The organism is Rhodanobacter sp. B04 (assembly GCF_002001125.1).
GTDB lineage: Bacteria > Pseudomonadota > Gammaproteobacteria > Xanthomonadales > Rhodanobacteraceae > Rhodanobacter.
Genome location: NZ_MUNV01000008.1, coordinates 139073 through 163940 on the forward strand (window position 1 = coordinate 139073; position 24868 = coordinate 163940).

A 24868-nucleotide genomic window follows, 5' to 3' on the forward strand; every position below is an offset into this window, starting at 1 on the left:
TTTTTCTGGTTAAAACGATACTCAAAACGCCCTTTAGACAGGTATCGTTTTGGGTATCGTTTTATGCCAAAGCCCCACTTTTTGCGCCGCCCCTCGGGCCTCTATGTGCGCTTCCTGATACCGCTCGATTGTCGCGCCGCCTTCGGTAGGCGCTATCTCGTGCGCAGCCTTGGCAACCTCGCCGGCGATGCCGCCAGGCTGACCGCTGCCCAATTTGGTTACAATCTAGCGCAGTCAATTGGCGCACTGCGCGCAGGGATGCCGATGGTCAAGAAACGCAAAACACTACCCGGCCCGATGATGCTCAAGCATGGCGTGGGCTATGCGCCGCTGGCCTCATCGCTGCCGCCCCCTGAAGCACTGGCGGATGAGGTTGACCCGTTTGCGCCTGGCGATCACACACCCCCGCCGGTGCGCATTCAAAACGGCGCGGGCGATGAAGTGTTTCACTACACCCAGCAAATGGGGCCGGATGGGACGTTTACCCTGACCACGGACGGCACGGAAGAAGATCACAGGCGGGCGATGGAAATGGCTGCGCAAATGGCCGTCCATTTTCATGGCGCCGTGGCGCCGGCCGCCCCGGTTCAATCCGCGCGCCCGTCGCCCCTGTTGTCAGTAAACATCCCGCTTTTTCTGACCCAGTTTCGACAGAAAAAGCCTTCTGCCGCCAACATCCTGGACACGACTTTTACGCTGCGTATCCTGTTGTCCGTGGTCGGGGATAAGCCAGTGCGGGATGTAGAAGCGACCGACATGGATAAGTTTCTCGATGCCATCCAACACTGGCCGCCCAATGCGACCAAGCAGGCAGCTTTTAAGGATCTGACACCTGCTGCCATCGTGAAGAAGGCAAAGAAGCTCGGCGGCCGAGTGATTTCCCAACGCACCCAGGAGAAGCATCTCGATAGCTTGCGCAAATTTTTCAAATGGTGCGTGAGGCGGAAGGAGCTCGATGATAATCCCGCCGCTGGTCTTCATGTGATGACCCGGGCGGAAGAAGAAACCCGGACGCGCCGGGCGTTCTCGGATGCTGAACTGGCAACGATTTTTGACCCCGAGCGCCGCGCCAAGCATTGCGATACGCCCAGCCGGTGGTGGCTTCCGCTCCTGGCGCTCTACACCGGAGCGCGAGCCCAGGAGCTGGCCCAACTTCGCGCGGCAGATGTTGAGGAGGTGGCGGGTATCTGGGGGTTACATATCACCGCCGCCGGGGAAGGGCAGCACCTGAAAAATGCGCAGTCGCGCCGGTTCGTGCCGCTCCATCCCGCGCTGATTGCTGCTGGCTTGCTCGACTATCGAGCGGATGCGATCGCGGCGGGTGCTGATCGGCTTTTTCCGGGTCTAGGCGCCAAGCCTGGCGACACTGTTGGCGACTGGTTCAACCGCACCTATTTGCGTTCGGTGTGCGGCTTCGACGCGGGCCAGGTTTTTCATTGCTTTAGGCATTCTTTCAGCACGAAAGCCGACCGCGCCGGGGTCTCAGAAGCAAGAATTGCGCGGATCACGGGGCACAGCACTGGCGGTTCCATCCTACGCGAGCACTACATCGACGCGCCGAGCCTCTTGGAACGACTGGCGACCGTTAGCGCCGTGGTCTTCGATCTGCCGCCTGTGGCCCCGTATGCCGCGGGCCGTTTCGCCGCCTTCTTCACCAAGCATAAGAAGGTCCAGCGCCGCAAAGCGGCGGTGGACGGTCGTGCCAGACGCAGCAGTAAAGCCTGACCCGCGCCCCCGGCACGGCACGGCCTAGGCCGTGCTCCGCCGCTCTTGTCCCTAGTGGTGGGGTGTGGGGCGCCGCCCCACCTGAACCCACGCGCTGGGCTTGGCCCAGCTGCTTTTTCGTCCCATCAAAAAAAGTGCGCGCTGCCGGCGCGTCTCTTTTCTAAAGCTTTTGTCTAGAGCTTAAAATCTAAAGCTGTTATCTATGGAACCCGGAAAGCCAAGCCCAGCAATGGTTTCCAGGCATTCAAATAGCAACTGTTCCCCCCACCCGTAGCAACTATTCCCCCTTTTCGTAGCAACTATTCCCCCCTCGGGGGCTTCCGGCCAGCCGAAAATTCACTACAACCTAGGAGAGGGCGGCTTGCCTTCGCCAAGGTTAAGCGCCATGCCGTCGCCGTTCTTCCGCACCATCCTCCGCGTTGAAACCGACCGCGCTGCGCCGCGTGCGCACCTTGGCCTGCCGCTGGGTTTTGCGCGTAGTGCCTTATTCAGCGTTCAAGAGCGAACCGGCCTGACGCTTCAACGGGTCAAGCTTCCCGCCGGTCCCGGCATTGAACTGACTTACACGGGCCCCCGTCTTCATCAGCAACACAACTTGGTTTGGCAATCTGTCGTGGCGCTGCTTCTCGAACAACACGCCGCCAGTGGCGCGCCAGAGTTGGAAGGGCAGCAGCAGTTGGTGACCAATCGCCGCAAGCTCCTCGATGCCGCAGGCAAGCGTGACGACACCAGCCGCACCATGCGGTGCTGGGTGTGGGACACACTCACCGAGCTTCAGGCGGGACAAATTGAGCTCCGCACTAAGCGCCAGCGTTTCAGCGACAGCCTGCTGGGCGCGTTGACCATGGACGAGACGACCGGGGCAATTTCGATTGCCATTGAGGCACGCATGATCGACTTGCTGCGCGATGAAGTGGCGGTGATTAACCTCAAGCGCAAAGCCACGTTGGGCAGGTCACAGTTGGCACTCTGGCTCCATGACTTCATCTCGACCCAGAGCAACGATAAGGCGTTTCCGTGGCCGTTGAAGGAACTCCATCGCCTCTGCGGGTCGAGCCTCGCCCTGCCGCAGTTCCGCCAGCGCCTACGCACGGCGGCGGCACGCCTGACCAAGGGCGCCGATCCGTTGCTGACCGCCTGGCATGTCGATCAACACGATCGACTGGTTTACACAAAGATCCGAACCCTGGTGATCCTGCTGCCTGATCAAGCCAAAGCTTCCCAACTGGCGGCAAGCCGCCATGATCAAGAGGTGGAAGCGGCAAAGGCGCAGCGTCGGCGCGTGTTGCTGTGATGTTCTTCCGGTCCTAAGTCTGGGGTTTTGAGATCCGCAACGGCTATCATTGCGGATCGCATTTTTGACCCTGGAACACTGTGACCCCGAAACAACTGGATCCTGGCGCCGACCTCCTCAACGCTGCCAAGGGCAAGCAATTTGCGACCGTCCTAGCGGATCCACCCTGGCGGTTTCAGAACCGCACCGGGAAGATGGCGCCGGAACACAAGCGCCTGAACCGTTACGGCACCATGACCCTTGACGAAATCATGGCCTTGCCAGTGGCGCAGGTCGTCGCGCCAACCGCGCACCTGTATCTGTGGGTGCCCAATGCGCTGCTGCCCGATGGCCTCAAGGTCATGGAAGCCTGGGGGTTTCAATACAAAAGCAACTTGGTCTGGCACAAGGTCCGCAAGGACGGCGGGCCCGATGGACGAGGGGTCGGCTTCTATTTTCGCAACACGACGGAACTGATCCTTTTCGGTGTGCGAGGAAAGAACGCGCGGACGCTTCCACCCGGCCGCAGTCAAGTGAACTTCCTGGGCACGCAAAAGCGAGAACACTCGCGCAAGCCGGACGAGCAATACCCGCTGATTGAAGCCTGTAGCCCCGGTCCGTTCCTTGAGATGTTCGCCCGTGGCCCCCGAAAGGGGTGGAAGGTCTGGGGCAACCAGTCGGAGGAATATGAGCCGACCTGGGATACCTACGCCAACCACTCGCAGAGCCACAAGAAGCCGGCTAGTCCTCGACGTAAAGCCGGGGAGTGATCCCAAACACCAGCAACGGACAGCCGCCCCCGCCGCCGCCTTCAATGCGGGGGAGAAGCTTGAGCATATGCGTGGTGCTGTTCCCGTAAGAGCTGCCCCGGCCTAAGCCGTTAAAGATGGTCTGGAGCTCGCTACACCGGGTGATGATGACGCCCACACTGATGGCGCGCAGCTCGAACAGCAGGCGGAAGTTGTTCAAGTCTCGATCAAAAAACGGGTCTTTGTTGTTCCACTCGATTTCGAGCGCCACGCGGTTTTTGACACAATCGACCTTATGGGTCGGTGTGTCCATGATGTGGTCATCGACCTTGATCTGGGTCTCGAATTTCTTTTCAACCCAGCCGCGAGCTTCTAGGGCGCCGTCGATCCATCCGGCAATATCGGACTTGCTGCCGCCCGGGGTCAGCACCTCGCTTCTACGAAGTCGGAACCCTTTAAGCACCGCCTGAATGTCAGCGAGCTCCTGGGGGAAGTCAGACGCCAAAATAGCGCTGGCGTGGCGCCATTCGTGGACTTCGTAGTTGTTTTGGATGAAGGGTGACAGGGCGCTAATGGGCATGAAAGACAACCGGTAATGATCACCGGATCCTATCGACCCAACCCGCGAGAAGATACCCCTCCTGCCTGTCCTGAAAACATAGCCGCGTAGAAGCGGCAAGCCCGTTCTAGGGGTTGCCGCTTCTGGGTGGCTGGCGCGATTAGCGCGGCTGTGGACGTGGGCGCGGTCGAACCTGGGCGCTCGTTCCGCTCTTCGCCCGTTTGACCGGGTCAGGCTCCCCTGGCTTCGGCTCGGCGTTGAGGTCACGCAGAGACACCAGCCCCGGAACGTCCTGGCCGAATTCGATCTCGAAATCTAGGCCGGCCATCGGCCAAGTAGCGGCCCGATCGGTCTCTTGCTGGCGTAACCGCTTCATGACTGCCTCGGTCTGCTGTTCATACGTCCGCAGGTGATTGGGATCGGTCGCCAGAGACCGCGCCTCGTCTCGGCGTGCTTGTTGCCGTTCAAGCGGGTCGGACCGCTTGCGGCGGCGTTCTGCCCACTGCCTTTTGTCGGAAGGGTTCCACCATTTCGCTGCCGGCTCGGGGTTTGCGGCGTCCCATCGGTGAAGCCGGTGCGCCCGCCGGTCGGTCTCGCCTATGGCGGCTTCGTAAGCCGCAACCCGTCGAGCGGGACGGCTCTTAGCCCGCTCGTGCTCTTCCATCGTTTTCGCGTGGTCACGCAGCCAGTGCTTGAACCCGCCACCGCCTTCCGCATGGCCCGGGGCGGCCGGCGTCCCGCGCGGCGTGTGGGCCAGGGCGCGCAAAACGTCTTCCGTTTGCTTTGCGATTTTGCGGCCGCTCGCGGCCAGCTCTGCTAGCCATGCGTTGAGATGCCTCTCGGTTTCCATGGCGGCTTTCGCCTTCTCGCCTGTGGCCCCCGCGCTGCCTAGATTGACCTTGCCCCCGGCTGGCGTCGGCACCGACACGCGCGCCAGGCGCTCGTGCGGTCGCACGCTGGTCGTGTTGCCATTGGGCAAGGCACGTTCATGGCCGCGCACGCCCACCGGCCGCTTTTCCTTGTTGGCGTCGTGGCGCGCTTGCGTCTGCTGGCCTGGCACCGGTTCCAGCACCCGGCCTTCGGCCCGAACCGTGCGGATGTGGGCGGCGAGGGCGTCGCGGTTGGCTTGTTTGATGTCGGCATTGACGGTAACTCGGTCCATCTCCCGCCCCGCACGCTTGCCCGCCGTGGCCGCCTTGCCTTCGTGTTGAGTAGGCTCGCGAGCGAGCAGGGCGGCCGCCGTTAGGTCGCCCCTGGCTTTGGCAGCGGTGGATTGATCCGCTAGGCTCCGATGGTCCACGCGCTCGCCGTGGCCCGCCAGCTCAAGATGATGGTTAATTCGCTCTCCGATCAGTTCGCGCACGGCCTTAATCTCCTCCCGCCCCTTGGGTCCGCCATCGAGTTCGCGGGTTTTTTCGCCAAGGCCGGCGGGGGTCATGCGCCGAGTGGTGGCAAGTATGTGGACATGGTGATTGCGCTCGTCCGCATCCGATCGGTGCGGCGCGTGTGTGCTTGCCTGGACGGCAAAACCGTAGCGGGCAACAAGCGTCTGGCCCAAGTCCGCAACAAGCGCTTGCCGCTGATCAGCGGTCAGCTCATAGGGCAGGGAGACTTCAAACTCCCTTGCCACGGTCGAGTTTTTCCGGTTTTCGGCCAGCTCCGCCGCGTTCCAGAGTTTCGCCGGGTCATTGGCCCAAGCGGGCGAACCGTCCGGGGCAAACATGACGCTTTCAACAACACCGCCGCGCCGCGCGTAGGTATGGAGTTCGCCAGTGGCTTCATCGGCTAAATCCAGCCCAGCCCGATAGGCCGCCGCGCCAACGGCGCTATGCCCGTCGGTGCGGCTGATGGTCTTGATACTGGCGTGATACAGCGCGATGGCGGCGGGGTCCTGGGTGGTTTTAGCGAAGCCCCTCGGGGGGCAAGCATCGGGGGCGGCGCGACAGCGCCGGGGTCAGGGGCGGAGCCCCTGCGCACGCAAACCCGGAGGGTTTGCCTAAGTGCGCTATTGCTTTGGTCTTCGCTTCGCTCCGACGGCAATAGAACGGCCTCGCGCTTTCGCGCTCCGCCTCTACCTATCCTCGTGGATTTCCCTCATCGGTCAAGGGCTTGCGGCTTTTCCAATCTTGATTAACGTCAAGTTAGACCATTGGAAAAGTTGCCATGACCACCCGCACAACCCTCGCTGATCAAATCGCCCGGCAAACCGACCGACTGGCAAAGCTCAAAGCCAAAGCGTTCATCCGGGAAAAGCAGGAAAAAGCAAAAGCTGCCAGCGCCAGCCGCCGGGCCGATGCGCATCGAAAAATCACGATGGGGGGCCTGGTCATCGCCGCCGGTGCCGATCACCTTGACCCAGCGGAGTTGGTCGGCGCGTTGCTGGGCTGGCTTCACAACCGCGACGACGACCGCGCGGCCCGGGTTCGGGAACGGGGCATAAAACATCTCGAAGCACGCGAAGCCGCCAGGAGCCGGTCATGAGGATTTTCACGATCCGGCCCAACCTACCGCGCGTTCATCCGTCCGGCGTCCCGCCGGCTTCTCTCAAGCCCCGGCAGACGTTGTCCGCTGCCCTGGGCTTAAACAAGCCCGCGCCTAAAAAAAACAAAACCCGCCGTGCGGGACGGAGCCAGCCATGAACACCCTCCGCGCTTTGCCCGCTGCTATCGGCCGCAGCCTGCCGCCCCGCGATCAGCGCGGTTTTGGCCTGCTCGGCATCATCGTGACCCTGGCCCTATCCGCTGTGGTGGTCGGGGTGGGATATACGGTTTACATCCAGGGCGACCGCGCCCGGCAGGTGTCTTTGGAAGCGGGGAACGCGCAGGCCATCAGCAACGCGATCCGCACCAGCTATGCCAGCGCCGCCAATTACATCGCGCTTACTCAAACCAGCGCCCTTCGGGACAAGTTGTTTCCGGCGGGGGTCTTGGTCGGCGGACAGGCGCAAAGCACCTGGGGCGGCCCAATCGTGGTCAGCTCGACCGGGGCCGGCAAGGGCTACTTGATCGAATTCGACAACGTCCCGGCGAACACCTGCGCCCGCTTTGCCGCCAATGGCGGGCAGGGCTTTGCGGATGTCACCGTCAACGGCAGTTCGGTCGTGACCGGCAAAGCGGTTCAGATGGCTTCGGCAGTGGCGCTTTGCGCAGCCACCGATACCAACGTGCTCCAATTCATCAATTACCGACCCGGCGATGCCCTGGGCGGCAATCCAGGTTTGACCTCATGCGTCGTTCAACCGGACCAGACCCAGATGGTCGGCTGCCCGACGGGGCAAATCTCATCTGTTCCACCCTACAGCCCCAACGGCATCACCCAGGGCCGCAGTTCTTCGTGTCCGCAGCCGTATGGCCCGGTGGTTTGGGGGCCCTGGACGCCCACCGCCAACACCTGCGCGCCGATCTGCTCGGCGCCTCCGGCCACGACCGGCAGCGGCACGCAGTCGGCCAGCTGCCCATCTGGTCAGGTCACGCCTGCCGGTGCCAGCAGCTTCACCCAGACCGAGACCCGCTCGGTGACCTATAGCTGCCCGGCGCCGACGGGTCCTTACGCGACGGCCTATGGCCCGTGGTCGCCCTGGTCCCCCACCGTCGGCACGGCCTGCTCGCCCGCGTGCGTGGCGCCCCCTCCGACCACGCAAACCGGCACCCAGCCGGCCAGCTGCCCATCTGGTCAGGTCACGCCTGCCGGTGCCAGCAGCTTCACCCAGACCCAGACCCGCTCGGTGACCTATAGCTGCCCAGCGCCAACGGGTGTCGACGCGACGGCCTATGGCCCGTGGTCGCCCTGGTCCCCCACCGCCGGCACGGCCTGCGCGGCCAAGTGCGTGGCCCCGCCGACCGCCACGGGCAGCCAGAGCGAAACGGTCAACTATTCACCGGCATGCCCGGCCGGGGATACGGGCACCTACACGTATTCGCAGAACTACACCCGCACCACTACGACTACCTACAGCTGCCCGGCGCCGACCGGCCCCTATGCCACAAACCCGACGACTTACGGCCCTTGGGTGGCCTCGGGCAATCCTTACAACGTCAACAACCAGTGCGTGGCGCCGCCGCCGCCGGCACCGCCGCCGCCTGCGACTTACAGCAGCGGAAAGTTCTGTATAGACTTCGGCAATGGTTTGACTTGCGTTTACACCAACGGGCCGACGTGGGGGAATTCACAAACCCCGCCGAGCTACTTCCAGCACGTTCAGGCTACCTGCTCACTGTCCATCGTGGTCACCTACGCTGGACAGAGCCAAACCCTGGCCGTGTCCGTCCAGCCCACTGGACCGAACGCGGCCACCGCATCGCAATCGGCAACCGTTGCTGGCAAAAGTTTCACGGCGTCGGTCAACCTCGCTGGCGCGCCCAACGGGGGTTTCACGACAACGTGCTCCGGCCAAGTCGGCAGCCCGTAAAGGTTGCCACTGGCGTTACAGCGCCGCGGTGGAGACCTTCACGACCGTTTCGGATCCCGGGTGACCGTTTTGATACAGGAGGCCGGCGGGTGTCGCCAGATACCCCGGGCCACCGGCAAAGTCATCGGGCGAAAAATGGTCGATTGCTGCGCGAGTGAGCGGCAAGATGTCGTAGTCATCCATGCCCATGGCGCCAAGCAAAATCTTGTCGTTCGGGTTCGGAGAAAACCGTTTCAGTGCGGGATGCCCATGGATCGTGACGCCCGTGGGCTTCATCCCTGACGGCACCCGACCAACTACGACGGCGCAACCGATGTGGCTATGACTAGAGCCCAGAATGAGCCCCCAGCTTTTGCCGTCCGGGGCTTGCCCAATTTCGGCGCACGCTTCAAAGCCAGTGCGGTCGATAAACGCCCGGATGGGGGCACGAATGCTATCCAAAAACTGGGTTTCTGTTTCCCCGGCCTTGCTCGTCAAAGTGCCGAGAGCTTCATAGCCCAAGCCCCTCACATCTTGAGCCTGTGCCGATTCAATTCCCATTACCGCAATCGAACCAGTGCCCCAAGCCAGCAAGCCCAAGAGGGCCCAAACCCGTGATCCTTTGACCATGACGCCAGTCCTCTAAGAGGACTGGCGCCCACCGCCCGTGCGGTGTTAGCCTTCAAAGATACCGTTTTGGGTATCGTTTTTTGCACCGAAAATTTAGCGAAAAGCCTGCATTTTCAGTGTGTTGTGACGGGGCATTTTGACTGTCCCGCCACCTCCACCATTTCAAGCTCCAACGCAGTCCAACGAAGGCCGGTAACCCTAGCAACAGCAAAGGTTCCGGCCTTTTTTGTGGCCAATACAGTCCGTGCCCGTTTGAAGCGCCCGCTTAGGGATCGCCACGTAGAGCAACGCTCGCACTTGTACTGCCTGCAGCCCCAGCGTCGAGGAATGTACTCAAACAACGAAGGGCAAATAACGCCCCCGCAGACACGGGGCATAGCGATGTTGGTTTCATGAGGGCTAACGCTCGAATTAAGCGGCGGCGGAGCCGGCCGCCTTGAACGAGTAAAAAGAGACTTCCTCCCCTTACGGCCTCGAGGGCCATGATGGTGTTGCGAAACAACCGTCAGCAGAAGAGGAAGTCTCCATGAGCACTATAACCATCGGCGTGGATGTGGCGAAGAACGTATTTTCGGTGTGTGAGGTGGATGGCGCGGGCCGTGTGCTGCGTCGGCTTGATCTCAAGCGGAATGCCTTTGCGGCGTGGCTTGCGCAGCTTCCCGCCGGCACGGTGGTGGCAATGGAGGCGTGCAGCGGGGCGCATTATTGGGCGCGGCGGTGCCTGGAGTCCGGCCTGCAGCCGCGCATCATCGCCGCCCAACTCGTCAAGCCGTTCCGCAAGAGTGGCCGCACCAAGAACGATCGCGCCGATGCCGAAGCGATCGCCACGGCGGCGCGCCAGGGCAACATGCGCTTCGTGTCGGTCAAGGACATCGACCAGCAGGTGCGGCTGTCCGACCGGGTGGCCACGGGCCATGCACCGGCAAACCGAAGCGGCGCAAGCGGCCTAGAAGAAAGTTTCGATTCAACGTCAGCGCGATACGGTAGACAGTCTGACATTCGTTGCAACACGCAAAGCACTGACACGCACGACGCAATACAGGACAACACGATGACCAGCAGCGGCCCGAAAGCTCAGGGCAAAGGCTTCATGCACCCGGGCTTGATCGGAAGTCTCTTACGGAGTAGTTAGGCCTCATAGCCGCATGCCCAACCAGATGACTGCCTCAGTGGAGGCGGACACGATGGGGACAAGTACTTTAGGCCAGAACGTACCCTCTTGAACGCGGCTTGCGGAATGGTCATGGTGCTGTTGCTCCTCAGAGACAATAGCTGAGATGGCAGAGACGGCATCAGGGTCATTGCCTTGCAGCACCACAAGTTGTTGCTCCAAGTGCCGAAGCACAACACTCTCGACCGCAAGAGTAGTGGCCGCGATGGTGCGGGCACCAAAGAGCCCGGTGATGAGACCGAGAACAAGACCGCCGAAACCACACAGCCAATAACTGCGGCAGTGCGGCCGACCACGACGTTGCAACTCCGCGCCAAAGATGGCTCGATGCCGCTGCTCATGCGACCGAAACGCTGTGAGCTGACTGACCATGCTGCGCGCAGTGAGGCGCGCCATGAAGATTTGCCCGTTATAGATGTTGATAGCACCATGCTCACCAGCATGATTGACCTTAATAATGCGGTCGCCGAGTTCATTGGTGGCTGCAGATTGCGCGATCAATTCCATGAGGCCTAACGCTGGAGTTAAGCGGCGGCGGAGCCGTCCGCCTCGAATGAGTGGTTAGGCAGTCTTATTGCCAGCGAAGAAACCGTAGCTTGTCGTTTGGAACATGGAGAAGCCATAGGCTTCGAATGCCGACTGGAGCGTGCCGCTAAGAGGCAGACCATAGACTTCGACTGCCGATAGAGGCGGTTCATGCGAATACTCCCCATGATGCAGGTCAATGGTACCTAATATAGCTATGCATGATTGCTCGAGCTCTTCGCTCGGGTCGGTTGCGAACACGGTAATGCCAGTCTCGATGGACGGAGCTTTCTCCTGTTGTTGCTCCCGGAACGATTGGGCAGCAACTCGATTGGTTTCTGAACCCACAAGCCACACGTGGACGCGCGAGGCAATCGGGTCGACGTTTTTGCCAAACTGTGAGTCCATTATGAGAGCGACTACATGTGGGCGACGGAGTATGGAAGGCCTAACGCTGGAGTTAAGCGGCGCCGAAGGCGTCCGCCTTGAACGAGTATTTAGAACGCACTGCGAGCTTAAGTCCATTTGGCAAGTCCACAGTGAAGACACTTCTTGGCGAGGGTGTTGGACGCCAAGAATCCAGCTTTGAAGAATGGCTTGTGGCATCGCGGACATCGGAACGCACCGTAGTACGAACTTGACAGAACAAACAATGTAAACCAAGTCAGCCCAACGATGCCCTGGTATTTTGCAAACATTGGAGATGACGCGACAAAAAGTACAACTACGCCTACTGCAAGGACGGACAAAACAAGCCTGTTCCGAAGGCGCAAAGCATTCCACTGAGCCGCATACAGATCAGCTTTTTCTTTCAAGGTCACGCCTCATTTGTTCTGCGTTCTAACGCTAAGTAGATTTCAATTTGCAGTCTAATCCCTGCAGCCTATTCCACACGAGTAGATTGTCGAGTGCGGTCGGGGCCTATGAAATCAATGACTTGATCGCATTGTTGCAGCCTAATCCTGCCATCTAATCTCGCCATGTTTTGATCATCAGGAGGGTAGTAGCGTGACGTGTGCTCTACTGGCCCGCGCACGGTGAGGGTGACGCCGCACCTGTGGAAGCGGCTCGGCGCGAGCTGACCGCGAGTGAGTTATGTAAGCCCAAAAGGCATGCGCGTGCGCAAATGACTCTGGCAAAGCATGAAGGCGTGCGATGGCATCTGACAGATTGTGGGGGCAACTTGGAATTGCCGAATCTCCCAACCGTTGCAGCACAAGGCTTGCAGGTGACAGTTCAATAGACGCCACCGACTGGTTGCGGACTCAGGCGCTGCGATTGTGCGAACGCATGGTGCGCTGCTTCTCGATTTGCCAGTCGCGCTGCTTTTCGGTGTCGCGCTTGTCGTGCTCCTGCTTGCCGCGGGCCAGGCCGATCTCGACTTTGACCTTATTGCCTTTCCAGTACATCGCGGTGGGTACCAGGGTGTACCCCTTGCGCTCGACGGCGCCGATCAGCTGATCGATCTCCTTGCGATGCAGCAGCAGCTTGCGCGTGCGCCGATCCTCGGCGATGACGTGGGTGGAGGCGCTGATCAGTGGCGGGATGGAAGCGCCGACCAGGAAGATCTCGTTGTGCAGCACGATCGCGTAACCGTCGCCGAAGTTGATCCGGCCGGCACGCAGTGCTTTCAGCTCCCAACCCTGCAGGGCGACGCCGGCCTCGAAACGTTGGTCGATGTGGTACTCGAAACGCGCACGTTTGTTGAGCGCGATGGTGCCGCCGCCCTTGTTGTCTTTGTCCTTTGCCTTGGCCATGTCCGTTAAACTCGGGCCTTGTTGCCCTGATGCCGGTCTGGCCGCATATCGGGCCTGATCAAGCGTGATGTGAAGAGGCTGCCGTGATCGAAATCCGCCGCAGCGCCTTGGTGAAGTATTCGCCGGCGCAGATGTTCGACCTGGTCAATGAGGTCGAAGCATACCCAAAGCGTTTCCCCTGGTGTGCCGATGCCGAGATTCTCGAGCGTCAGCACGATGTATTGGTGGCACGACTGGATCTCAAGTTTGCCGGTCTGCACCAGAGTTTCACCACGCGCAATACGGTCGAGCGCCCCAGACGCCTGCAGATGAGTCTCGTCGATGGCCCGTTCCGCAGCCTAGAGGGCGTGTGGGATTTCATTGCTCTGGGTGAGGCTGGCTGCAAGGTCGCCTTTGCGCTGGATTTCGACTACGCGGGCAGGCTGGGTGGTGGCGCCCTCAGACTGGGCTTTCAGGGACTGGCTGGACGCATGGTGGACGATTTTTGTGCCGAAGCCGGGCGCGTATATGGCTGAGCCCACGATCGTGGTGACGGTAGTCCATGCGGGGGCCGATCATCAGATCGTGCGTCGCGTCGAACTGTTCGCCGGCAGTACGGTGATGCACGCGATTGACGCTTCGGGGATTGCTGCCGCGCTACCCGGCGGTGTGGATCCATACCGCCTGGGTATCTTTGCGCGGAAGGTCGCGCCGGATCAGCTTGTGCATGACGGCGATCGGATCGAGATCTACCGCCCGCTGCAACTCGATCCGATGGAGGCGCGCCGTCGCCGAGCCCGCTGAGAGAGCAGTCACCCGGCGCCGTGCGTGGTCGATCAATGACCGTTGTTGTCGCCACTGTCACCGTTGCCGAAGCCGCCGCCATTCTTGTTGTCGTCCGGCCCCTTGCTCTTGTCGCCCTGGGTCTCGTTGACCGGATAGCTGGTGTGGTATTTCTTGCTGTCCTTCACCAATTGCTGAGCGTCCTGGGCGAAGAAATCGCCTTCGGTGCGCACCAGCGTGTCGTTGTTGAAGGTCAACGTAAACGTGCGCACCTTGATCGGGCCACCGCGGTGCTGCTGGGTCGAGACATAGTCCCAGCGGCTCTGGTCGAACGGCGTGCTGACCGAGGGCGAACCCATCAGCACCACGACCTGGCGCTTGGTCATGCCTGGCTTCAGCTGATCCACGGTTTTCTTGTCGAGCAGGTTGCCTTGCTGCACGTCAGGCGTATAGACGATGTGGCAGCCGGCGATGGAAAGCGCCAGCACGGCGAAAACCAGCAGGGTAATCAGCTTTTGCATGCGTGTTGCGTCCGGATCGTAAAGGTGTCGGATGATACACTACCGGCTAGGCAACGCCGTGTGCGGAGAGTGGGCGATGGAACAGGAAACCAAAGAACTGCGTCGGGTTGGCCTGAAGGTGACCCACCCGCGCATGCGTATCCTGCAGATCTTCGAGGAGGAAGGCGTGCAGCACCTCACCGCCGAAGATGTCTACAAGAATCTGCTTGCGCACCAGGAAGATATCGGCCTGGCGACGGTATACCGCGTGCTGACCCAGTTCGAGGCAGCCGGCATCGTCGTCAAGCACAACTTTGAAGGCGGCCAGGCCGTCTACGAGCTCGACCGCGGCAAGCATCATGACCACATGATTGATGTGGACAGCGGGAAAGTGATTGAGTTCGTCAGTGAAGAAATCGAACGCCTGCAGCATGAAATTGCCGCGCGCCACGGCTATGTGATCGAGGATCACAGCCTGGTGCTGTATGTGCGACCGAAGCACCGCGCGCGGAAAGCCTGAGCCGCAGATGCGGGCTTGGCCTGCGAAGGGTGGTGGCAAGGTCGTTGCGAAATGCACAGGCATAAAAAAGCCGCAAGGAGGACTCCTGTCCACCTGCGGCTGCTCCACTACCTGACTTGCTAACCGGCCTCGGCGAAAGATATCGCGATGGCACAGCTGCTACCGGTAGCGGCGAAACGGCATCCTGCCGTTGTTTCAGAGCCGCCGTCCCCACGGCAACTCTGAATCCACCATCTTGCGATGGTGGCTCCCCCACATCGATGACAAGATCGTAACGATGTCTTCACGTTAGGGGTATCAGAAAAATTCCTAGGTCTGCCGCCCCAATTCGACAGGGTGATTGTTGCTACGCAGCAGAATACGCAGGTGGACACCGGCGTGATCGGCGCGCAGACGGAACTGGCCGCCCAGAGACGTGACCCGGTCACGCATCCCTTGCAATCCGCGACCGCCGCGAGGCAAGCGGCTGGGCAGGCCGGTGCCGTTGTCGCGCAGATCCAGCAAGGCCAGCGCAATGCCCTGGCGTTCGCCGATGCGCAGGCGCAAACGGAACTCGCTGGCCTGGGCATGCTTGACGGCATTGGTCGCGCTTTCCTGGGCCAGCCGGTAGATCGCGGTGCGGGTATCGTCGTCGAGCAGGCGTGGGTCGCCGTGCAATTCGGTGTGATAGCTCATACCGGCAGTGTTCAGCAGATCCCTGATCGGGCCTTCATCCAGCGCGCGCAACAGTCCGAACTCGTCAAGCACCGCCGGACGCAGGTCGTCCAGCAGACGATGCAGCGCCCGGCGCATGTGCGCCAGAATGGTGTTGATCGAGGTGCTGATGTCCTCCATACCGGCCTGGTGCAGGCGGGTCTGTGCCAGCTTCACGTGGGTCTGGATCGCGGTGATGTTCTGGCCCAGCTCGTCATGCAGCTCGGCGGCCAGGTGCCGGCGCTGGTTTTCGTCCGCCTGCAGGTTGCCGCGTGCGGCGCTGCGCAATTGATGCGCCAATTGATCAAGACGACGGTTGACGGCGCCCAGGTAGATGTTCTGCTCGGCTACCCGTTCGCTGCTGCGACGCAGGGCATCGGTGGCTGAGCCCAGCATGAGTGCGCCGGTGCCGGCCACCGCCAGGAACAGATAGGCGGCGGCGGAAGAGGGGGCGTGCCCCAGGTGCTGATCGACCAGGGTCATGCCCAGGCTGGACACGATCATGGCCAGACTGGCGCCACGCCAGCCGTGGCGAAATGCGAAAAACAATACCGGTGCCAGCGACAGAACCCGCGCGAACTGCGGTTGTGGCGCCGCATGTTCGGACAGCATCAGCAATATCACCATGGAGGGCAGCATCACCAGCAGGCCGTCCATGCACAGGCTGGTCAGTGCGCGTGGATTGAAGCGCGTATGCAACAGCATGATCAGCAGCGGCACGATCAGCAGGATGCCCAGGTAATGGCTGAGCAGGTCTTCGCCGAGTACATCCGTTGTCAGGTTGGGCAGCGCCGGTGCATGGATCAGCGCCAGCATGGCTGCGTCCACGGCGGTGGTGGCTGCCACGATCAGCACTACCGACAGCAGCGACCGGGTCACCTCCTGCGGGCTGTGCAGGCTGGCGTGCAGATTCAGGCGCCGCAGCAGCCACAGCACGCCGGCCATCACCAGAGGCTCGGGCAGCTCCTCGATCAGGAAGCCAGTCCAGCCCAGCGGCAGGCCATGGGCCATGTCGATGCCAGCGGTGGCCAGCAACTCGGCTCCGAACAGCCAGCCCCAGTAGCGGACGGGCGTCAGCAACAGGGCGCCGAAGCGCAGACCGTACGGCAACGCCCAGTAGGGTTGCACGGTGGGCCACAGCAGTAACCAGAGCAAAAGGTAGCCGGCACCCAGCAAGGGACCGGAGTCGGGCAGATGGAGTGATCTCTGATGCATGGGCAGATGGTACATGCGCGGTTCGCAAGGATGCTGCGCCGCGACCTGCCAAGGCGTGCATCACTGTGTCAGAGTAGTGGGATGTACAGCATTGTCCTGGTCGATGACCACGCCATCGTTCGCGAAGGTTTCAAGCGGCTGATCGAAATGGAGCCGGATCTCGACGTGGTGGCCGAGTGCCGCAACGCCGATGATGCGGTGGAGTCCGTCAGTCACTACCGCCCTGATCTGGTGGCGCTGGATCTTTCGCTGCCCGATGGCAGCGGCCTGCCATTGATCGAGCATTTGCTCAGCGTGTCAGCCGAGACGCGCATCGTGGTGTTGAGCATGCACGATGGCGAACCCTACGTGTCCGAGGCGTTGCGCCGCGGGGCCAGCGGCTACGTCACCAAGGGCGTGGCGCCTGAGGAACTGGTGGCGGGCCTGCGGGCAGTGATGCAGGGCGAGTGCTTCCTCAGCTCTGACCTGCGCCAGCGCCGGGCTGACCGGCCGAACGCCGCGCTGGATCCGATCAACCGGCTGACTGCGCGCGAGCGCGAGGTTTTCCTGTTGCTCGCCGGAGGCCGCGCACCGAAGCAGGTGGCGGCGCAACTGGGGATCGGCCAGAAGACGGTGTACATCCATCGCGCCAGCCTGATGGGCAAGCTGGGTGCCGGCTCGGAACTGGATTTGTACCGCATGGCGACCGAACGCGGGTTGTTGCCACCCAGCGGCTGAGCCTGCCGTACGGCGATTCAGGCGGTCTGTGCGCGGTCCAGCATCTGCTTGGCGTGGGCGCGGGTTTCGCGGGTGATCTCCACCCCGCCGAGCATGCGCGCCAGTTCGTCGCGACGGCCGTTGCTGTCCAGCTTCTCGATCTGCGTGCGGGTGGAATCGCCATCGCTGTGCTTGGCCACGCGCAGATGGGCATGGCCTTGCGCAGCCACCTGCGGCAGATGGGTGACGCACAGCACCTGGCGCTGACCGCCGAGGGCGCGCAGCTTCTGCCCGACCACCTCGGCCACCGCGCCGCCGATGCCGGTGTCGACCTCGTCGAAGATCATGCTGCCGACGGTGTCCTTGCCCAGCGTGGCGACCTCGATGGCAAGGCTGATGCGCGCCAGTTCGCCGCCGGAGGCGACCTTGCGCAACGGTCGTGGCGGCTGGCCCGGGTTGGCGCTGACCAGCAGTTCGCAACGCTCGCGGCCTTGCGCATCGGGTTCATCGCTTTCGGCAGGCTCCAACTCGATCTTCAGCACGCCGCCGGCCATGCCCAGCTCGGCCATCAGTGCGCTGACTTCCGTGCCGAGTCGTTCGGCGGCCGTGCCGCGGGCCTTGCTCAAGGCATGGGCGGCCTGGGTGTAGTCGCGCTGCAGTTTCTCGCGCTGGGTAGCCAACTGCTCCAGCGCCTCGCCGGCGCCTTCCAGCTCGGCCAGTTCCGCTTGCAGTGAGGCCAGCTTCTCGTGCAGTTCGGCGACCGGCAGGCGATGGCGGCGCGACAGTTCGTGCAGGCGGGTGAGGTGGGTGTCGACCTCGGCATAGCGTTCCGGGTCGAGATCGACATCCTGCGCGTAGTGGCTAAGGCCATCGGCGGCCTCGCCAAGCTGGATGGTGGCGTTGTCCAGCAGTTCGAGCAGCGGGTTGAGCTTGTCGTCGAGCGCGGCGAGCTTGCCCAGTTCGGCATGGGCGCGGCCAAGCGCACGACGCAGGGCGAACTCGCTGTCGCCGTCGAGCAGTTCGACCACGCCGGCGGCGCCTTCGGCGAGCCGGCCGGCATTGGCGAGGCGTTTGTGGCTGGCCTCCAGCTCGGTCAGTTCGGCAGCGGGGAGTGCCCATTTTTCCAGTTCACTGGCTTCATGGCGCAGCAGTTCGAGCCGATGTTCGCGATCGTCGCCGCCGCTCAGCTTGCGGATGCGGGCGCCGAGCTCGCGCCATTGCGTGGCCAGCTCGCGCACCTGCGCTGCCAGCGTTTCGTTGCCGGCGTACGCATCGAGCAGGTTGAGCTGGTGGGCGCGCGACAGCAGCGCCTGGTGCTCGTGCTGGCCGTGGATTTCCACCAGCAGGGTGGCCAGTTCGCCGAGCTGGCTGGCGTTCGCCGGACGACCGTTGATCCAGGCGCGCGAGCTGCCTTCGGCACGGATCACCCGGCGCAGCTGGCAGGCGCCATCCTCGTCCAGCTCCTCGCGCTGCAGCCACGCGCGGGCTTCGGGCAGTTCGGCCAGGTCGAACTCGGCGGCCAGTTCGGCGCGATCGCTGCCGGCGCGCACCATGCCGCTGTCGGCGCGGGCACCGGCCAGCAGCATCAGCGCGTCGACCAGCAGCGACTTGCCGGCGCCGGTCTCGCCACTGACCACGGTAAGGCCTGGGCCGAAAGCGATCTCGGCTTCTTCGACAACGGCGAAATGGCGGACGTAGAGCGAAGTAAGCATGGATGAGGACAATGTGGAGTCGGGCGATTGTAACGGCATGCCACGTGGCAGAATCATGCCAAGGCTTGCATGCGAAGCGCGCAGACCTTATTTGTTTGTAGTCTCACGGATTGCCACAGCGCATGCCTTTTTCCCACGGCCACGACCTTGATGCCCGCGCACGACGCCTGTTGCGCACGCTGATCGCCCAGTATCTGGTCGATGGCGAGCCGGTGGGTTCGCGCACGCTGTCGCGCTCGTCCGGACTGGACGTGAGCCCGGCGACCATCCGCAACATCATGGCCGACCTTGAGGACGCCGGCCTGGTGGCTTCGCCGCATACCTCGGCCGGGCGCGTGCCGACGCCGCGCGGGTTGCGCCTGTTCGTCGACAGCCTGATCGAGCTGCAGCCGCTGCCGCGCGAGGACATGGCCCGGCTGCAGCGCGAGCTTCCGCCGGGGCCGACCACCACCCGTGACCTGCTGGGCAACGTGTCGACCCTGCTGTCGGCGATGACCCATTTCGCCGGCGTAGTCACGGTGCCGCGGCAGGTGGATTTCCCACTGCGACATATTGATTTCGTGCCGTTGCCCGACGCCCGCGTGCTGGTGATCCTGGTGTTCAGCGACAACCAGGTGCAGAACCGCATCGTGCAGCTGGCCAAGCCGCTGGACAGCCGCGAGCTGGAGCAGGCGGCGAACTACCTCAACCATCATTTTGCAGGCCTGCGCGTGGACGATATCCGCGCCCACCTGTTGCGCGAGCTGCGCGAGGCCGGCAGCGAGCTGAACAGCCTGCTGGCCAGTTCGATGGAATTGGCGGCTGCCTCGTTCGCCCCGCACAGCGAAGGCGATGATGTGCTGGTCAGCGGCCAGACCAACCTGATGGCGTATTCCGAACTGGCCAACCTGGAGCGGCTGCGCGAGCTGTTCGAGGCGTTCCAGAAGAAGAACGAAATGCTGCAACTGATGGAAGTATGTGCCCGCGCGCCCGGCGTTCGGCTGTTCATCGGCGAGGAATCGGGCTTCACGGCACTGGATGGATGCAGCGTGGTCACCGCCAGCTACGGGGTGCAAGGGCGGGTACTGGGTGCGGTTGGCGTGATCGGACCAACGCGGATGGCCTACGAGCGGGTGATCCCGGTGGTACAGGCTACCGCCGGATTGCTCAGTGACGCCTTGAATCGCGCCGCAACGACCTTATAACCGCCCCGGGAGGCGGAATACCCCGCAAAATCATCGACGGTTGGCACTACGTGCCGGCCATGAACCTTCGTTTGGAGTGACGCATGCAGAACAACGATCCACAGTCGCCGGGCGCGGCGCCGGCCCAGGCCACGCCGGATGCAACTTCGGGCGCTGAACTCGAGGCGCTGCAGGCGCGCGTGGCCGAGCTGGAAGCGAGCAACGCCGAATTGCGCGAGACCGTGCTGCGCGAGAAGGCCGAGATCGAGAACCAGCGCCGCCGCCTGCACCGTGACCTGGAGCAGGCGCGCCGCTTCGCCAACGAGAAACTGCTGAACGAGTTGCTGCCGGTCTACGACGGACTGGAAAGTGGGCTGGCGGTGGAAAGCGCCGATGTCGCCTCGATGCGCGAGGGTATCAGCCTCACCCTGAAGTCGCTGCTGAAGGTGGCCGAGAACAACGGCATGTCGCAGGTCGATCCGCTCGGCCTGCCGCTCGATCCGGAGCGCCACCATGCCGTGAGCATGGTCGAGGCGCCGGGCCAGGCACCGGGCACCGTGGTCAGCGTGCTGCAGAAGGGCTACGTGCTCAACGACCGTCTGTTGCGTCCGGCCCTGGTCGCGGTGGCCAGGGACTGAAGTTTTTCTTGCTGGCGCCAACCTGAATGGCGCGCCGGCAAACAGCATGAAATCGCATCCGGGGCCTTGTCGGCATTGAATCGCCTGACCAGACCCCCATCTGAAAACCAGTCGCGGCCGCGGGGGCCGCAAAAAGATCCGGAGCATACACATGGGCAAGATCATTGGTATCGACTTGGGCACCACCAATTCCTGCGTCGCCGTGATGGACGGCAGCAGTGCCAAAGTCATCGAGAATTCGGAAGGCGATCGCACCACGCCGTCCATCGTCGCCTTCAACAAGGACGGCGAAGTGCTGGTCGGCGCCTCGGCCAAGCGCCAGAGCGTGACCAACCCGAAGAACACCTTCTATGCGGTGAAGCGCCTGATCGGCCGCAAGTTCACCGACGCGGAAGTGCAGAAAGACCTGCACATCGTGCCGTACAAGATCGTCGCGCACGACAATGGCGACGCCTGGGTCGAGACTTCCGACGGCAAGAAGATGGCGCCCCAGGAGATCGCGGCCAAGGTGCTGATGAAGATGAAGAAGACCGCCGAGGACTACCTCGGCGAGACGATCACCGAGGCGGTGATCACCGTGCCGGCGTACTTCAACGACAGCCAGCGCCAGGCGACCAAGGACGCCGGCAAGATCGCCGGCCTCGACGTCAAGCGCATCATCAACGAGCCGACCGCGGCGGCGCTGGCCTATGGCCTGGACAAGAAGGGCGGCGACCGCAAGATCGCGGTGTACGACCTGGGCGGTGGCACGTTCGACGTGTCGATCATCGAGATCGCCGAAGTCGACGGCGAGAAGCAGTTCGAAGTGCTGGCGACGAATGGCGACACCTTCCTCGGCGGCGAAGACTTCGACATGCGCGTCATCGACTATCTCGTCGACGAATTCAACAAGGAGCAGGGCATCGACCTGCGCAAGGATCCACTCGCGCTGCAGCGCCTGAAGGATGCCGCCGAGCGCGCCAAGATCGAGCTGTCCTCCAGCCACCAGACCGACGTGAACCTGCCGTACGTGACGGCGGACGCCTCCGGTCCGAAGCACCTGAACATCAAGCTGACCCGCGCCAAGCTGGAGTCCCTGGTGGAGGATCTGGTCAAGCGCACCATCGAGCCGTGCCGCACTGCGCTGAACGACGCCGGCCTGCGCGTGTCCGACATCAACGAGGTGATCCTCGTCGGCGGCCAGACCCGCATGCCGAAGGTGCAGGAGTCGGTGAAGGACTTCTTCGGCAAGGAACCGCGCAAGGACGTCAACCCGGACGAGGCCGTCGCCGTCGGTGCGGCGATCCAGGGTGGCGTGCTGGGCGGCACCGTCAAGGACGTGCTGCTGCTCGACGTCACCCCGCTGTCGCTCGGCATCGAGACGATGGGCGGCGTGATGACCAAGCTGATCGAAAAGAACACCACCGTGCCGACCAAGGCCTCGCAGACGTTCTCGACCGCCGACGACAACCAGACCGCGGTGACCGTGCACGTGCTGCAGGGCGAGCGCGAGCGTGCCAGCGCGAACAAGTCGCTGGGCAAGTTCGACCTGCAGGGCATCGAGCCTGCACCGCGCGGCATGCCGCAGATCGAAGTGACCTTCGACATCGATGCGAACGGCATCCTGCACGTGTCGGCCAAGGACAAGAAGACCGGCAAGGAGCAGAAGATCGAGATCAAGGCCGGCTCGGGCCTGTCCGAGGACGAGATCGCGCGGATGGTTGCCGACGCCGAGGCGAACAAGGAAGAGGACAAGAAGTTCCACGAACTGGTCGCCACGCGCAACAAGGCTGACCAGCTGGTGCACGCCACCCGCAGCGCGCTGAAGGAACACGGCGGCAAGGTGCCGGCTGACCAGCTTTCGGTAATCGAGGGTGCGCTGTCCGACCTGGAAAAGGTCAAGGACGGCGACGACAAGGCTGCGATCGAAGCCAAGGTCGAAAAGCTGGAGCAGGCCGCGCAGGCACTCCAGGCAGCGGCACAGGGCGGCGGCCATGCCGATGCCGGTCCGCAGGCCGGACCGCACGGTTCGGCGCAGCCGGACGACGTGGTCGATGCCGAGTTCACCGAAGTGAAGGACGACAAGAAGTAATCGCCAGCGTTATTGACATGGTCGATTCGACAGCCCGCGTCCGGCATTCCAGGCGTGGGCTGTTTGTTGAGAGAATGCAGGACATGGAACGACCGGTTCCATGCAGGGGCGCGACAAGCAGTGTGGATAGGTGAATGAGCAAGCGTGACTATTACGAAGTGCTGGGTGTCGAACGTACCGTCACCGAGGTCGAGCTGAAGAAATCCTTCCGCCGGCTGGCGATGAAGTACCACCCTGACCGCTGCCCGGACGATCCGCATGCGCAGGAGAAGTTCAAGGAGGCCAAGGAGGCCTACGAGGTGCTCTCCGATGCGCAGAAGCGCGCGATGTACGACCAGCACGGCCATGCCGCGTTCGAGCACGGCATGGGCGGTCGCGGCGGCGCCGGCTTTGGCGACGTGGGCGACATCTTCGGCGACATCTTCGGCGACATCTTCGGCAGGAATGGCGGCGGTCGCGGGCGTCCGCGACGCGGTGCCGACCTGCGCTACATCATGGAACTGGATCTGGAAGAGGCCGTGTTCGGCGTCAGCCGGCAGATCGAGGTGCCGAGCCAGGTCAATTGCCACCACTGCAATGGCAGCGGCTCGGAAGACGGCAAGGTCAGCAAGTGCAAGACCTGCCACGGCCACGGCCAGGTACGCATGCAGAACGGCATCTTCTCGATCCAGCAGACCTGCCCGCATTGCAGCGGCACCGGCCAGGCGATCGAGAGGCCGTGCAAGAAGTGCCATGGCGAGGGGCGCATCGAGGAAACCCGCACCTTGTCCGTGCAGATTCCGGCCGGCGTCGACAACGGCGATCGCATCCGTCTGACCGGGCAGGGCGAGGCGGGGCCGTCCGGTACGCCGGCTGGTGACTTGTACGTGGAAGTGCATGTGCGCGAGCACGCGATCTTCCAGCGCGAAGGCAATGATCTGTACTGCGAACTGCCGATCCGCTTCTCGCAGGCGGCGCTCGGTGTCGAATTGCCGGTGCCGACGCTGGAAGGCGAAATACCGATCAGCATTCCGCCCGAAACGCAGACCGGCACGCAGTTCCGCCTGCGCGGACGCGGCGTCAAGTCGGTGCGCAGCAGCCGCCACGGCGATCTGATCTGCCGCGTGGTGGTCGAGACGCCGGTGCGGCTGACCAAGCAGCAGCGCGAACTGCTCGAATCACTGGAAGCCACCTTCGACAGCAACGACGCCGGCAAGCACACGCCGCGCGCCAAGGGCTGGGTCGACGGCGTGAAGCAGTTCTGGTCGAAAGTCACCGCATGAAGCAACGGCACACGCGCTAGCATGGGCCGATCGACGGATTGACTGGAATATGCCGATGACCCGACCGGTTCGCCTCGCCATCAGTGGTGCCTCTGGCCGCATGGGCCGCGCGTTGCTGCATCTGCTCGGCGAGGATGTGCGCTTCGAACTGGTGCACGCGGTGGTTTCGCCCGGTTCGACCCACGCCGGCCAGCCGGTGTTCGCGGGCCATGGCGATTCATTGCGTTATGCCGTTGACTGGACGCATGCACCGGCACTGGATGTCGTCATCGACTTCAGTGGCGCGGCTGGCCTGGCCACGGCGCTCGATCATTGCCGCGTGTGCGGTGCGGCGCTGGTCAGCGGCACCACCGGGCTTGATGCTGCGATGGAAGTGCGTCTGGCCGATGCCGGCAAGCATATTGCGATCCTGCGTGCAGCCAATTTCAGTCTTGGCGTGGCGGTGTTGACGCGGTTGTTGCGTGAAGCTGCCGCGGCGCTGCCGGATTGGGATCTCGAAATCGTCGAGGCCCATCACAGCCGCAAGCAGGATGCGCCATCGGGCACCGCACTGGCCCTGGGCCATGCAGCTGCGGCGGCTCGCCACACCGCGCTCGAACAGGCCGCCGTGTACAGCCGCGAAGGCCAGACAGGTGAGCGTGTCGACGGCAGCATCGGTTTCGCCGTGGTTCGCGGTGGCGATATCGTCGGCGAGCACACCGCCGTGTTGATCGGGCAGGGTGAGCGGCTGGAACTCGGGCATCGCGCCACCGATCGCTCGATTTTCGCGCGCGGCGCCTTGCAGGCAGCCCATTGGCTGGCCGGTCACGCGCCCGGACATTGGCAGCTGGATGACGTGATCGCTACGCTGCGCTAGTCCA

22 protein-coding genes and 1 pseudogene are annotated in these 24868 nt (G+C 62.9%); 15 read left to right on the top strand and 8 right to left on the bottom strand.

The window, feature by feature from the left end; translation table 11 throughout:
* Positions 1-63 precede the first annotated feature (63 nt).
* From B0E46_RS07255 to B0E46_RS07265, 3 genes are all read left to right on the top strand, one after another.
* Positions 64-1725 carry a site-specific integrase gene (locus tag B0E46_RS07255; protein WP_077555108.1) on the top strand — a complete coding sequence of 554 codons (1662 nt, stop codon included), beginning with the start codon at positions 64-66 and terminating at the stop codon, positions 1723-1725.
* A 385-nt stretch (positions 1726-2110) separates the two neighbouring features.
* Positions 2111-3019: a hypothetical protein gene (locus B0E46_RS07260; RefSeq protein WP_077555109.1), complete on the top strand. Its 909-nt coding sequence runs from the start codon at positions 2111-2113 to the stop codon at positions 3017-3019.
* An 80-nt stretch (positions 3020-3099) separates the two neighbouring features.
* Positions 3100-3768 (top strand): MT-A70 family methyltransferase, encoded by a 669-nt coding sequence (locus tag B0E46_RS07265; protein ID WP_077555110.1) that lies wholly within the window; start codon positions 3100-3102, stop codon positions 3766-3768.
* On the opposite strand, the gene B0E46_RS07270 is transcribed toward B0E46_RS07265, so the two are convergent.
* Both B0E46_RS07270 and mobQ read right to left on the bottom strand, forming a co-directional pair.
* On the bottom strand, positions 3740-4327 hold the full coding sequence (locus B0E46_RS07270; RefSeq protein ID WP_077555111.1) for a BglII/BstYI family type II restriction endonuclease: 588 nt from the start codon (positions 4325-4327) through the stop codon (positions 3740-3742). The genes B0E46_RS07265 and B0E46_RS07270 overlap by 29 nt on opposite strands.
* Positions 4328-4466: 139 nt before the next feature.
* A complete protein-coding gene (mobQ, locus tag B0E46_RS07275) occupies positions 4467-6185 on the bottom strand; it encodes a MobQ family relaxase (protein ID WP_077555112.1) in 1719 nt (572 codons plus the stop codon).
* Between the two features lie 284 nt (positions 6186-6469).
* Between mobQ and B0E46_RS07280 the strand changes: the two genes are divergently transcribed.
* Together B0E46_RS07280 and B0E46_RS07285 are read left to right on the top strand one after the other, a co-directional pair.
* Positions 6470-6787 (top strand): conjugal transfer protein TraD, encoded by a 318-nt coding sequence (locus B0E46_RS07280; protein WP_077555113.1) that lies wholly within the window; start codon positions 6470-6472, stop codon positions 6785-6787.
* 154 nt (positions 6788-6941) lie between these two features.
* A complete protein-coding gene (locus B0E46_RS07285; protein WP_077555114.1) occupies positions 6942-8714 on the top strand; it encodes a type 4 pilus major pilin in 1773 nt (590 codons plus the stop codon).
* A 15-nt stretch (positions 8715-8729) separates the two neighbouring features.
* Here B0E46_RS07285 and B0E46_RS07290 read toward each other — a convergent pair whose 3' ends face one another.
* Positions 8730-9323, bottom strand: a complete 594-nt coding sequence (locus B0E46_RS07290) for a hypothetical protein (RefSeq protein WP_139350458.1) — start codon at positions 9321-9323, stop codon at positions 8730-8732.
* Positions 9324-9849: 526 nt separating this feature from the next.
* Between B0E46_RS07290 and B0E46_RS07295 the strand changes: the two are divergent.
* Positions 9850-10239 (top strand): annotated as a pseudogene (locus tag B0E46_RS07295) (transposase); the annotation flags it as partial.
* A gap of 219 nt (positions 10240-10458) precedes the next feature.
* Here the strand turns inward: B0E46_RS07295 and B0E46_RS07300 are convergent.
* Positions 10459-11001, bottom strand: a complete 543-nt coding sequence (locus B0E46_RS07300; protein WP_077555116.1) for a demethoxyubiquinone hydroxylase family protein — start codon at positions 10999-11001, stop codon at positions 10459-10461.
* A gap of 1283 nt (positions 11002-12284) precedes the next feature.
* On the bottom strand, positions 12285-12776 hold the full coding sequence (gene smpB, locus B0E46_RS07310; RefSeq protein WP_077555118.1) for an SsrA-binding protein SmpB: 492 nt from the start codon (positions 12774-12776) through the stop codon (positions 12285-12287).
* A gap of 83 nt (positions 12777-12859) precedes the next feature.
* On the opposite strand from smpB, the gene B0E46_RS07315 reads away from it, so the two are divergent.
* Both B0E46_RS07315 and B0E46_RS07320 read left to right on the top strand, forming a co-directional pair.
* On the top strand, positions 12860-13291 hold the full coding sequence (locus B0E46_RS07315; protein WP_077555119.1) for a type II toxin-antitoxin system RatA family toxin: 432 nt from the start codon (positions 12860-12862) through the stop codon (positions 13289-13291).
* A complete protein-coding gene (locus B0E46_RS07320) occupies positions 13284-13559 on the top strand; it encodes an RnfH family protein (RefSeq protein WP_077555120.1) in 276 nt (91 codons plus the stop codon). The genes B0E46_RS07315 and B0E46_RS07320 overlap by 8 nt, the downstream gene beginning before the upstream one ends.
* A 32-nt stretch (positions 13560-13591) precedes the next feature.
* On the opposite strand, the gene bamE is transcribed toward B0E46_RS07320, so the two are convergent.
* Entirely contained in the window at positions 13592-14059 is a 468-nt protein-coding gene (gene bamE / locus B0E46_RS07325; RefSeq protein WP_077555121.1) for an outer membrane protein assembly factor BamE, read from the bottom strand.
* A gap of 76 nt (positions 14060-14135) precedes the next feature.
* Between bamE and fur the strand changes: the two genes are divergently transcribed.
* Complete coding sequence (gene fur, locus B0E46_RS07330) at positions 14136-14558, top strand: ferric iron uptake transcriptional regulator (RefSeq protein WP_077555122.1); 423 nt, start codon at positions 14136-14138, stop codon at positions 14556-14558.
* 309 nt (positions 14559-14867) lie between these two features.
* On the opposite strand, the gene B0E46_RS07335 is transcribed toward fur, so the two are convergent.
* Positions 14868-16466: an MASE1 domain-containing protein gene (locus tag B0E46_RS07335; protein WP_077555224.1), complete on the bottom strand. Its 1599-nt coding sequence runs from the start codon at positions 16464-16466 to the stop codon at positions 14868-14870.
* Between the two features lie 81 nt (positions 16467-16547).
* Here B0E46_RS07335 and B0E46_RS07340 point away from each other — a divergent pair, with 81 nt between their 5' ends.
* Positions 16548-17183: a response regulator transcription factor gene (locus tag B0E46_RS07340; RefSeq protein WP_077555123.1), complete on the top strand. Its 636-nt coding sequence runs from the start codon at positions 16548-16550 to the stop codon at positions 17181-17183.
* Between the two features lie 17 nt (positions 17184-17200).
* On the opposite strand, the gene recN is transcribed toward B0E46_RS07340, so the two are convergent.
* Positions 17201-18874 (bottom strand): DNA repair protein RecN, encoded by a 1674-nt coding sequence (recN, locus tag B0E46_RS07345; protein WP_077555124.1) that lies wholly within the window; start codon positions 18872-18874, stop codon positions 17201-17203.
* Positions 18875-18996: 122 nt separating this feature from the next.
* Between recN and hrcA the strand changes: the two genes are divergently transcribed.
* The 5 genes from hrcA (at position 18997) to dapB (ending at position 24864) form a co-directional block, all read left to right on the top strand.
* Positions 18997-20058 carry a heat-inducible transcriptional repressor HrcA gene (gene hrcA / locus B0E46_RS07350; protein WP_077555125.1) on the top strand — a complete coding sequence of 354 codons (1062 nt, stop codon included), beginning with the start codon at positions 18997-18999 and terminating at the stop codon, positions 20056-20058.
* An 83-nt stretch (positions 20059-20141) separates the two neighbouring features.
* Positions 20142-20675: a nucleotide exchange factor GrpE gene (gene grpE, locus B0E46_RS07355; RefSeq protein ID WP_077555126.1), complete on the top strand. Its 534-nt coding sequence runs from the start codon at positions 20142-20144 to the stop codon at positions 20673-20675.
* Between the two features lie 151 nt (positions 20676-20826).
* Positions 20827-22746, top strand: coding sequence for a molecular chaperone DnaK (gene dnaK, locus B0E46_RS07360; RefSeq protein ID WP_077555127.1), 1920 nt, complete (start codon positions 20827-20829; stop codon positions 22744-22746).
* Positions 22747-22880: 134 nt separating this feature from the next.
* Positions 22881-24008: a molecular chaperone DnaJ gene (gene dnaJ / locus B0E46_RS07365; protein ID WP_077555128.1), complete on the top strand. Its 1128-nt coding sequence runs from the start codon at positions 22881-22883 to the stop codon at positions 24006-24008.
* 55 nt (positions 24009-24063) lie between these two features.
* Positions 24064-24864: a 4-hydroxy-tetrahydrodipicolinate reductase gene (dapB, locus tag B0E46_RS07370; protein ID WP_077555225.1), complete on the top strand. Its 801-nt coding sequence runs from the start codon at positions 24064-24066 to the stop codon at positions 24862-24864.
* Positions 24865-24868 lie beyond the last annotated feature (4 nt).